Source organism: Synechococcus sp. EJ6-Ellesmere, assembly GCF_024345875.1.
Classification (GTDB): domain Bacteria; phylum Cyanobacteriota; class Cyanobacteriia; order PCC-6307; family Cyanobiaceae; genus Regnicoccus_A; species Regnicoccus_A antarcticus.
Map to the genome: position 1 here is coordinate 1 of NZ_JAGQBY010000118.1, position 9,988 is coordinate 9,988.

The 9,988-nt window shown below is 64.2% G+C and carries 13 protein-coding genes, 1 tRNA gene and 2 pseudogenes; 2 read left to right on the top strand and 14 right to left on the bottom strand.

Going from position 1 to position 9,988, the window contains the following annotated elements; translation table 11 throughout:
- From KBY78_RS12625 to KBY78_RS12660, 8 genes and pseudogenes are all read right to left on the bottom strand, one after another.
- Window positions 1-74, bottom strand: a tRNA-Pro gene (locus KBY78_RS12625).
- Between the two features lie 15 nt (window positions 75-89).
- Entirely contained in the window at window positions 90-455 is a 366-nt protein-coding gene (locus KBY78_RS12630; RefSeq protein WP_037979507.1) for a hypothetical protein, read from the bottom strand.
- A gap of 5 nt (window positions 456-460) precedes the next feature.
- Window positions 461-646 carry a hypothetical protein gene (locus tag KBY78_RS12635; protein WP_255143878.1) on the bottom strand — a complete coding sequence of 62 codons (186 nt, stop codon included), beginning with the start codon at window positions 644-646 and terminating at the stop codon, window positions 461-463.
- A gap of 4 nt (window positions 647-650) precedes the next feature.
- Complete coding sequence (locus KBY78_RS12640) at window positions 651-1,007, bottom strand: hypothetical protein (protein ID WP_006170491.1); 357 nt, start codon at window positions 1,005-1,007, stop codon at window positions 651-653.
- Window positions 1,008-1,073: 66 nt separating this feature from the next.
- On the bottom strand, window positions 1,074-1,904 hold the full coding sequence (locus KBY78_RS12645) for an ABC transporter ATP-binding protein (protein ID WP_255143879.1): 831 nt from the start codon (window positions 1,902-1,904) through the stop codon (window positions 1,074-1,076).
- Window positions 1,901-2,317, bottom strand: coding sequence for an NUDIX hydrolase (locus tag KBY78_RS12650; protein ID WP_255143880.1), 417 nt, complete (start codon window positions 2,315-2,317; stop codon window positions 1,901-1,903). The genes KBY78_RS12645 and KBY78_RS12650 overlap by 4 nt, the downstream gene beginning before the upstream one ends.
- Before the next feature lie 25 nt (window positions 2,318-2,342).
- Window positions 2,343-3,345 (bottom strand): annotated as a pseudogene (locus tag KBY78_RS12655) (NAD(P)-dependent alcohol dehydrogenase).
- Between the two features lie 37 nt (window positions 3,346-3,382).
- A complete protein-coding gene (locus tag KBY78_RS12660; protein WP_255143881.1) occupies window positions 3,383-3,931 on the bottom strand; it encodes a DUF4334 domain-containing protein in 549 nt (182 codons plus the stop codon).
- Here KBY78_RS12660 and KBY78_RS12665 point away from each other — a divergent pair.
- Window positions 3,912-4,472, top strand: a complete 561-nt coding sequence (locus KBY78_RS12665; protein WP_255143882.1) for a TspO/MBR family protein — start codon at window positions 3,912-3,914, stop codon at window positions 4,470-4,472. The genes KBY78_RS12660 and KBY78_RS12665 overlap by 20 nt on opposite strands.
- On the opposite strand, the gene KBY78_RS12670 is transcribed toward KBY78_RS12665, so the two are convergent.
- Window positions 4,462-4,671, bottom strand: coding sequence for a hypothetical protein (locus KBY78_RS12670; RefSeq protein WP_006170485.1), 210 nt, complete (start codon window positions 4,669-4,671; stop codon window positions 4,462-4,464). The two genes, KBY78_RS12665 and KBY78_RS12670, sit on opposite strands and share 11 nt — an antisense overlap.
- A gap of 87 nt (window positions 4,672-4,758) precedes the next feature.
- A complete protein-coding gene (locus KBY78_RS12675) occupies window positions 4,759-4,980 on the bottom strand; it encodes a GlsB/YeaQ/YmgE family stress response membrane protein (RefSeq protein ID WP_255143883.1) in 222 nt (73 codons plus the stop codon).
- A gap of 327 nt (window positions 4,981-5,307) precedes the next feature.
- Here KBY78_RS12675 and KBY78_RS12680 point away from each other — a divergent pair, with 327 nt between their 5' ends.
- Window positions 5,308-6,393 carry a class I SAM-dependent methyltransferase gene (locus KBY78_RS12680; protein ID WP_255143884.1) on the top strand — a complete coding sequence of 362 codons (1,086 nt, stop codon included), beginning with the start codon at window positions 5,308-5,310 and terminating at the stop codon, window positions 6,391-6,393.
- A gap of 408 nt (window positions 6,394-6,801) precedes the next feature.
- Here the strand turns inward: KBY78_RS12680 and KBY78_RS12685 are convergent, their stop codons facing one another.
- The 4 genes and pseudogenes from KBY78_RS12685 to KBY78_RS12700 form a co-directional block, all read right to left on the bottom strand.
- Window positions 6,802-7,527: a tetratricopeptide repeat protein gene (locus KBY78_RS12685; protein WP_255143885.1), complete on the bottom strand. Its 726-nt coding sequence runs from the start codon at window positions 7,525-7,527 to the stop codon at window positions 6,802-6,804.
- 251 nt (window positions 7,528-7,778) lie between these two features.
- The gene (locus KBY78_RS12690; protein WP_255143887.1) at window positions 7,779-7,946 is read right to left on the bottom strand and encodes a chlorophyll a/b-binding protein; all 168 of its coding nucleotides are present in this window, start codon (window positions 7,944-7,946) and stop codon (window positions 7,779-7,781) included.
- A 405-nt stretch (window positions 7,947-8,351) separates the two neighbouring features.
- The gene (locus tag KBY78_RS12695) at window positions 8,352-9,011 is read right to left on the bottom strand and encodes a cupin domain-containing protein (RefSeq protein WP_255143886.1); all 660 of its coding nucleotides are present in this window, start codon (window positions 9,009-9,011) and stop codon (window positions 8,352-8,354) included.
- A 666-nt stretch (window positions 9,012-9,677) separates the two neighbouring features.
- Window positions 9,678-9,988: pseudogene (locus tag KBY78_RS12700) on the bottom strand (hypothetical protein); the annotation flags it as partial.

The window sequence follows — 9,988 nt, forward strand, 5'->3', positions numbered from 1 at the left end:
TCGGAGCGGCGGGATTTGAACCCGCGACCCCCACTACCCCAAAGTGGTGCGCTACCAAGCTGCGCTACGCCCCGGTGAAATGGAAGCTATCACAGCCCCCGCGGCAGCCACGACTCCCAGGTGCGCACCCGTTTGAGCCGCCTGAGAATCCGCCTGGTGAGCCTCTCACGGCTCTGGCTGGCGTAGCCCCAGAGGCGAAGGCGCCGCGCCAGCTGCCGCAGCTGGGCCAGGTTCAGGGCCGCCAGGCGCAGCTCCGGCAGACGGCGCCAGGCACTGGCCGTGACCGGCAGCTGGTTGCCCTGGTGCACCCCGGGGATCGATCGCATGGCTCCGCCGGCCATCCACTCGGGCACGAGCACGAACAGCACCGCCAGCAGGCCGTAGAGCTCCACCAGCCCCTTCGGCAAGGGGTGGAGTTGTCGTTTGCCCTCCGGGCCGTCGTCGGGGGATGCCAAGGGATTCAGAGCAGGGTGCCTTTCGGCTGGGCCGCCGGGGCGGCTGGGCTGCTGCGGCCGGGGGGATCCTTCCAGAGCAGCGGGGTTTCCTTGGCCGGCTGGAGCCGAACACTCCAGAACACCAGGGCCGCCACCGCTCCCAGGGTGATGGCCATCAACAGCAGCACGGTGCGGTCGGGGAGGGGCGTCATGCCATCAGACCTGATCCGTACGCAGGCAGAGCATCCGCTGCGGCAGCCGCTCCAGGGTGAGTTCGTCGCCGCGCAGGATCAGGCGCAGACGATCGGTGCCGTAGCGCAGGCCCGGCAGCGGAGAGTCTTCGCGGAAAACGGTGGTGCGGGAGCGGCCTGCCAGCAGCGAGGCCTGGGCATCGTTGCGCTCCACCACCACCTTGTTGGTGCCGTTGCAGAGAAAGGTTTCACGCACCTCGTAGTTCTCCCACCAGGGCGAGGACATCGCCACAGCGATGCCACCGAAGGGAAGACCCAGCAGGGGAGCCCAGGCCAGAAGCCCAAGCCAGCGCGGCCTGCGGTGCTGCTTGGTCGTCGACATCCCCGTGACCTGCCAGGACTTGAGTTTGCCCCAGCCGCCCTGGGAACGCCAGGCATCAGCGATTCCTCACCCCGGCACCAGCGGGGCTGGGGCCTGCTCAGGGGGGGATGCGGGCAGCACCTGGCGGTAACCGGCTGCATTGAACACCTGCAGGGGCGTCTCGAACAGATCACTGAGGGGGCCATCGGTCAGCAACTCCGCCGCCGGGCCATCAGCCACGACCGCGCCCTCACGCAACAGCAGACAGCGGCTGATCTCGGGGATGATCGACTCGATCTGGTGGGTGACCAGCAGCAGGGTGGTGCCGGCCTGGGCCAGCTGGCGCAGGACCAGCAGCAACTGGTGTTTGGCGCGCAGGTCAAGGCCGGTGGTGGGTTCATCCAGCACCAGCACCTGGGGATCGTGCACCAGGGCGCGAGCCAGCAACAGGCGCATGCGCTGGCCATCGGAGAGCTGGCGGTAGGGGCGATCGGCCAGATCCTCCAGCCGCAGCCGAACCATCAGGTCCTGCACCCGCTGGCGCTGCCCCGGGCTGGGATGCTGGCTGGGACCGATCCCCACCGAACCGAAGAAGCCCGAGAGCACCACGTCACTGGCTGGAACCGCACCGACATAGCCAACCTGGAGGTCGCGGGACACCAGCCCGATGCGGGCGCGCAGATCCCAGAGGTTGACCGTCTCATGGCCGAACAGACGCAGGTGGGAGCCCGGCTTGACCACGGGGTAGATCTCACGGCTGAGCAGCTTGATCAGGGCGCTCTTGCCGGCCCCGTTCGGCCCCAGGATCACACTGTTCTCCCCCCGGTGCAGGCGCAGGCTGAGGTTGTCGAACACCCGGCGGGTGCCCAGGTAGGCCTCAACGGCCTGCAGCTCGAGGTAAGGATCAGCCGCGGTCATGGGGTCCGGCGCAGGGTCTGCAGCGCCAGCTGCAGGGAGGGGGCGAGGGGCCGGGCCTGCTGCAGCTTCGGGCTCCAGACCTGGCCTGTGGCCAGCTCCTCAAGGCCAGCCAGGACCATGTCCTGACCCTCCAGCAACTGAAGCTTCTCCAGGGGCAGCGGCAGGCTGGAGCGAAAGAAGTGGGCAATCCGTTGCGAGGTGCTGTGGCGGAACCAGAAGGGAAGTTCCCCTGAGCACCAGTTGATTTCCTCCTGCAGCTCACGCCTGAGGGCCTGATCCGGGCTCTCGCCAGGGTCGAGGTGGCCGCCGAAGAGGCCCCAGGTGCCCGGGGAGACAATGCCTGGGATGTCATCGCGCAGCTGCACCAACCAGCGGCCGTCGCGCTCCAGCATCGCCAGGGCCACCTCCAGCATCAGAAGAGCTCAGCTGGGGCCGCCATCAGGCCGGTCCATCAAGAACGAAGCGGTAACGCACGTCGCCCTGGCGCAGCCGCTCGATCGCCGTGTTGATCTCGGCCATCGGCAGGTGCCTCCACCAGTGGTGCGATGCCGTGGCGGGCACAGAACTCGACCATGCGGCGCAGGGAAGCCGGCGACGAGGTGGGGCTGCCGGTGACGCTGCGACGGGCGGCGATCAGCGGGAACGCCGGGATCTGCAGAGGGCTGAGCGGCACACCAAGCTGATGCAGCCGGCCCAGTGGCGCGAGGCTGCCGATCAGGGCAGGCCAGTCGAGATCGTGGTTGCTGGTGTTGATGATCAGGTCGAAGACACCCGGATGGTCTCCCAGCTCGGAGAGGGCCAGCACCCGATGGGCCCCGAGGCGGCGGGCCTCGTCCGCCTTGGCCGGAGAGGTGGTGACCGCGGTGACCTCACAGCCCCAGGCGCGGGCGAACTGCAGGGCCATGTGTCCCAGCCCGCCGATGCCGATCACGGCCACCCGCGAGGTGGGCGAAACCGCCTCATCGAAGAGCGGAGCGAAGACGGTGATGCCACCGCAGAACAGCGGCCCGACATCGGCGGCTGAAACGCCGTCGGGGATGGCCACGATCCAGTCCTGATGGGCCATGACGTGGCTGGCGAAGCCCCCATGTCGACCCACCACCGACGCCTCGAGCGAGGGACAGAGGTTGGCGTTGCCGCCGAGGCACCAGTCGCAGTGGCGGCAGCTGCCGGCGATCCAGCCCAGGCCCTGGATCGATCCCAGCAGGCCGCTGTCCACGCCGGCTCCCACCGCCGCCACCCGCCCGACCACCTCGTGGCCAGGGACGAGCGGGTAGGTGCTGATCCCCCAGGAGTTGTCGAGCATCGAGAGGTCGCTGTGGCACAGCCCGCAATGCAGCACTTCGAGCAGCACCTCATCCGGTCCTGGGTCCAGCAGGGTGGCCTGGGAGCGCTCGAGACGGCCGCCTTTGGCCAGGGCTTGCCACACGGTGATCTGCACACGACCTCAGCGGCTTGGCGTCAACGTAACCCAGGCCTCAAAGACGACGCTCCAGCAGGAACAGGTAGGGCTGGGGGTCCCCTTTCGCCTGCATCAGCCCGAGCACGGTGTCGTCGTCGACGCGGCGGAAGGCGTCATGCGCAGGCAGATGGTCGTAGAGCATCGTGGCGCTGACCACACCACGCACCTCCATGCGCCGCAGGCGGGCCTGGGAACGCCGGGTGCGCAGCAGCAACAGCGACCGGCGCAGCAGCGGCCCCGGCAGGGTGAAGGCCTGGGGGGAGACGCAGCGGGCCAGCTCCAGCGCCCCCGGCAGAGGCCGGATCGGGAACGGATCGCCCGAGCCGATGCGCATCAGCAGCGGGTGCACGGTCTCGGCATCGAGAAACTCCTTGCCATACCAGCCGCAGACCTCCAGCCAGCCCTCGATCGGATGACCAGTGCGGATCTCGCTGCCCTGCCAGCGGCCCCAGAGCATGGCCGGATCCACCGGCGACAACGCATCAAAGACAGCCAGGGCCTCCTCGAGACCGGAACGGCGTTCCCGCAGCAGGTGCTGAAGCGTGATGGCGCTGGAGATGGGCAAGACCTTCGGGGTAGGGATTGATGACGGCAGAGGAGAAACAGCCGTCGTGGTGGCCCATGCCCGATCAGCCTGGGGATCCATGCACGGACTGGCGATGGTGGCAGCCCTGCTGATCCTGGCGGTGATCGTGGCGGTTGGAGCCCTGATCAACCCCTCCGGCGACGACTTCCGCAGGTTTATGCACCTGCGACGCCCCCGCGGGCTGACCTTCGAGCGCTGGATCCCGGCGATCTGGCTGGCGATCTACCTCTGTTTCTATGCCTCGGCTCTGCTGGTGTGGCAGGCGAGCACCAGCCTGGCGCTGATGGCCGGCTACCTGGGGCTGGTGCTGCTGGTGCAGAGCTACACCTGGTTGATCTGTCGCAGCCGGACCCTGCGCAACGGCACCGTGATCGGCCTGGCCGGCTGGGCCTGGGGAGTGGCTCTGGCGGTGGTGGTGCTGCCGCTGTCGCGGCCGGCGGCGCTGCTGCTGATCCCCTTCCTGCTCTGGAGCCCGGTGGGCAGCTTCGTGACCTGGCGGATGGAAGGCCTCAACCGCTGAGGGACTCAGCTGGGTGCTCGATCTTCTCCTCCACGGCCTGCCAGACCACCCGATAAGCCAGGGTCTCGGATTCACCCCATGGCTGGGTGGCGGGCTGATGCCAGGCCACCTGGCGTGAAAGCTCGCCGAAATCCTCAGGTAACTGCTCCAAATCGAGCAGGGTCAGGGCTTCGGGTAGATCCAGTGAATGAACATGCATGGGACAACCTCCTGCTGATGCAGCCAGTGGCTGGGCAGCGCGTGGTGCGTGCCCAACTCCAAGCTGGCACAACACTCCAGAAGACGCTCAGGGCCGCTTGATCAGCCGCAACAACAGCACCGCCAGCCCAGCGCCGATCGCCGCCTTGATGACGCTGTCAAGGAGCGGAGCGCCAAGCGAGGGGCCCAGGCCCGCCAGCGCGAGGCCACCGATCAGGGCACCGATGATCCCGGCCAGCAGATGCATCAACAGCCCACCCGCCAGCCATCCGGCGACGACGCCCACGAGCAGGAACAACAGAACGTTCATGGGCTGACGAAAGCAGTGAATGAAAGAAACTCCCCCATCAACGCGCCCGGCTCGTGAAGGGCAACCGGAAGCTGCTTGGGGACCTCAGCGGTCAGACCACATGATCCCTGATCGGCCGGCCGTCGTGGCGCTCTCGCAGGGAGGCTTGCAGAACGTTGCCGTCCTCGTGAATTGCATTGCGTCGACAGCAGGCTGAAGCGATGGAGAACAAGGTGAAGACCCATTGCGCTTGTTCTAGGGCACATTGTCTTTAGGCCAGACCCAGCCGATCGTGACATCAGTGGGACCTGGAGGCTTCACAGCCGCCAAAGATTTCTGGAGATCTCCATGCCAACCACCACAGGGATGAAAGGAGGGGGCTACTACGACGCCAACTCCAAGGCCCAACGTGCAGCAATGGAGCCATTTCTGCCCTGGCTGGAGGCTTCCATCGAGCGGTTGCCAGCTCCATCCCAGGGGCAGGATTGTTACCGTTTCCTTGACATCGGCAGCTCTGAAGGAGCCAATGCCGTGTTTGCCATCAAGCGTTTGATCAGGGCTCTAAGGAGAGTGTCCTCCCTGCCCATTCAGGTGGGATTCGATGACCTTCCCAGCAATGATTTCAACAGGCTGTTTCTTAATCTCTTTCCTCAGGGTCGGCTTGAGCTCGCGGCTGAGGAGATCTATGCCTGTGCCGTGGCCGGTACAGCCTTTGGCCGCCTGGTGCCGGCCGGATCGCTCCAACTCGCCACCACGTTCAATGCCATCGGCTTTCTGAACGAGAAACCGAAGGCCGATCTTCCGAATTTCATCCTGCCGATGGCACCAGGACCCCATGCTCCGCGGCGCGGTGTGGACGTGACGGATCAGGACCTGATTCCCTTCCGTACCCAGGCGGCCTCAGACCTCAAGGCCTTCTACACAGCACGTGCAGCCGAGTTGGTGAGCGGTGGGCAGTTGCTTGTGCAGGTCTTTGGGCGCCGTGGGGAACTCTCCACCAGCCATGGGATCTATGACGTGCTCAGTGATGCCCTGCTCGATGCCGTGGAGCAGGGACGACTTCCCCAGGTGGTCTACGAGCAGCTCCTCTTTCCAATCTACTTTCGCAGCCTGGAGGAGCTATTGGCGCCTTTGCAGCCGGGTGCTGAGCATGAGGATTGCTTCGAGGTGCTTCAAGCTGAGGCCCAGGAGGTTGTGGTTCCTTTCAACCAGCAATGGGAACTCGACGGCGACGTGAATGCTTGGGCCAGGCAGTACACCGGCTTCATGCGGGCCTTCACCGAGGCCATTCTGGCGGCTGCCCTTCCCGAGAATCTGCCCCAGGCGGAAATCCTCGAGTGGATCTACGAACGCATCGAGCAGCGCCTGATGGCGACTCCAGAGCGCTATCCCTTTCACTACATCTCCATCGGTGCCTTGATGAAGCGGCTGTGAGGGCGCGCTGGATCATCAAGGACCATTCGACTTCATCACCTCGAGATTACGCTCACAGGTGGCTTTGTCGACGTAGATCAGAACTTCACTATGCTCGGATCTCCTGCAGGCAAATGCCGGATCTTTGAGGCCAAAGGTGCCGCTTGTCTGATCGGTACAGGTGCGAAACTGACTGATGCTTTCTGGCTGAAGTCGCGTGCAGGCGGCTGAGCTGGGCTGGAGCCAGTCGAACCCAAAGGATCCGGCCACGGGCCCCTTCGCCCGAGAAAGGCATGGAGTTGCCATCACGGCCGTATCAACCATGGTCACGCCAAGGACGGCAGCACCAAGAGCGGCAGCGCCAACTCTGGATCGGACGTATCGAGCCATCCTCACAACCCCCGATCAGGTCTTCACATCTGCCTGAGCTTAGGAGCCATGGCCCGGCTCCTTGATCTGGTTGCAGGACTGGAGGTAGGCGGCGTCGAAATCCGGCGTAGTCAAGCTGAAGTCAGGCTTCAGGTCATGACCCTGGCGAAAGCTGGAGCATCCCAACTCCCGCTGCCCCTTGAGAAAGAGTGTCTCGCCGCGGTTGAAATAGTACAGAGCGTCGTTGGGATTCAGCTCAATTGCTTTATCGTAATCAGCCAGTGCTCCTGGATAATCCTTCAGGGAGTTCCGTGTCACCCCGCGGTTGTTGTAGGCCGTTGCATTCTTGGGATCAAGCGCGATGGCTTTGCCGTAGTCCTCCAGCACGCTGGGATAGTTCACGGGGGTGACGGCAGCCTTCACGTCGGCAAGGCGCAGATAGGCTTCTGAATTGTCAGACTCCAGCCGAATGGCTTGCTTGCAATCGGCCAGCGCCCCGCTCAACCGGGTCAGTTCGAGCTGGGCCTGGCAACGGTCGATCCAGGCGGTGGTCAGCTTCGGATTCCTCTGAATCGCCTGACTGCAAGCCTCCACGGCAGCCTGCCAATCCGAGACCTGGATCATGGCTCTGCATTGTGCAGCAGCATCGTCCATGGCCGTGGGGTTCCCCATGGCGAGGGCCGAGCTGAATCCAAGCCCGCTGGCGCTTGAGGCTGGTGGCACAACTCCCCATGGCAGGAGCATGTAGAGCATGCCCGTGAGCACGGTCAGCAGGTGCCAGCGCATCCGGAGAGCCATGGTGGTGAATCGTTGGCTGAAGCCAGCGTAGACACTTTGAACCCAGAAAGATCACGGTGCTGTGCTTCCGTGATGCCAGAGGGAAAGCAATGGAGACACAGAAAGAGAATGACTGTGCTGGTCTGGGTTTCTGCGCGTCAACGGTCAAAGCATGCGCAGAAATAGGTGCAGCTTCACGCCGCACCCTTCTGCCAGATCTGGCCTTCGCTAGGAGCAGAAACTCCCAGGAAAGTACTGACCTAATTCAGCAAGGCACCGAGGCCGATCTGGTGGAGAATCCCCTGGCCAGAGAAGGCCTCGACCAACACCCCGATCACGAAACCAAGCATGGCGAGCCGCCCGTTCAGGAGCTCTGCACGACGGTGAAAGCCCCACCCGCTTTCGCTATCTGGGCTGGCACGGTACATCCTCGGTTCAACGACAGCGGGATCAAGCAACCTGGAGCCTTCGGACTCCCACATGCCTCCCTCTGATTCTGCGTAAGTCTTGACCTTGGTAAGTTCTGATGGAGCTGTCATGGCATTCACCCTGGCAAATGTGATGGGCTGTGGCGAAGGGAACTGAGGGGAGCATCCATGGCCTCACGATCCATGGCGTTCAACTGCAAATTTAGTGGATTTTTCATCAAACGCATCGAATCAATCTTGATCAGTCTTCCCTTCCTAACCCGAATTCTAATCGAAGTAATCTCATGGAACCGAAAAGCGATACGCCGAATCTGCCAGTGACGGATTACCGCCTGCTCGGATCAGGCATGGGTCAGCATTGACCCGGTTCTGGGTGGGGAAATCCGTATGGCCCATCCACCCTGCTCAATGGGTGAGCAGATGTCCGGTCTTGACCCAGATGGTGCAGCCCGCCTCACTCCAGGGCCGGTGTTGGCTGCCGTTGGGATTGCGCAGCCAGCTGCCGGCGGGATAGTTGCCCTGCTCGTCCTGAAAGACTCCATCCAGCACAAAGATTTCTTCGCCGCCAGGGTGCCCATGGAGCTGGAAGCGCGTACCGGGCGCCCAGCGCACCAGGGCCACATGCTCGGAGCCGAAGGCGTGCAGCGGCAGCACCTGCAAGCCAGTCACCAGGCCAGGCAACCAGTCGCTGCTGCGGGTGTCGATCACCACGGTCTGCTGATCGAGCGGCTGCATCTGATGCAGCTTCACCAGAAGGGTGCAGCCCTGCTCACTGAAGGGCGCATGGGCGGAGCCGGCCGGGTTGCGCAGGTAGGTGCCGGTTGGGTAGTCGCCCTGCTCATCGGAGAACGTGCCCTCCAGCACCAGGATCTCCTCGCCGCCCCCATGGCTGTGCCGCTCGAATCGGCTGCCGGGTTCATAACGCACGATCGAGGTGGCGCGGGCCACTTCACCGCCGAGGCGATCCAGCATCCGCCGCTCCACACCGGCCATCGGTGAGGGGCTCCAGGGGAGGGCCGTGGTGTCGAGCACCACCCGCTGGGCGAGATCAGCGTGGAGTTCCATGGCCTTGATTCTGCTGCTCGGCCAAGAGCTTGTGGCCGAACAGGATCCAACCTGCTGCAAGCAGGGCTGGGAAGGCGCATCGCTACTGGCAGGGCATGGTCAGCCGGATGGTGGATCGACAGGGGGCCTGGCCCGGGGAAGGGACCAACCGGAGCAAAAACCCACCTGCATGCGGGATCTGGCAAGGTCCCCGCTCAGGTGAAGACCTTTGTCATGAGATGAAGACCCATTGCGCCCGGAGCACAACCCCCTTGCGTGGGCAGGACGTCCGTCCGATTGTGTGCACATCGGGATTCGGAGGTTCCAGGACATGGACGACACCCCCCCTGAGCAGCCACCAGGAGCGAACTGACGTTCGGACCCTGCTCCAACAATCTTCAGGGATCACTGGTTTCCCTGGCGTTGCCCATCGACACTGTCTTTTGCACCGCCGTCCATTGCACCGTCTCAGGTGCCCCGGACCCATCGGGAGACCCCGCTAGAGCCATGGCCCCAGGTGCCATCGCCAGGCAGCTCCGCCCCACAATTGAAGACACCAGAACGGACGCAACGTCCGCTTGAGCAGCTGCGATCCTTCACCGGCAACACAGCTGACCAGACAAAGCCCGGGGCCAACCCTCCGGGCTTTGTTACGGGCACCAATTCTTCGGCGCCAGGGGCCTGAGCTCAGAGCCTGATCGGCTCATTGGAACTGGGCAACACGCAGTGCTGAATGCCCCAGTCGTACTGCGCCCAGACCGCCTCAGGCAGAGGGAAGCAGGGGCCGGGGAACGGGGTGAGCCGCACGCCGCTGGGGCGGGCCGAGCAGTGGGGCCAGCTGCCTGGCCGAGCCAGGAACTGCCGGCAGTAGTTGGGGACTCCTGAAAAAGCCAAATCAACTGCGCTGCAACTGGTCTCAGCGGTTGGAAGCCGATAAACTGGCAGGGAACGCGGCAATTGCGGATTGTCGCCACTGACGATGGCCGCACATGTACCGG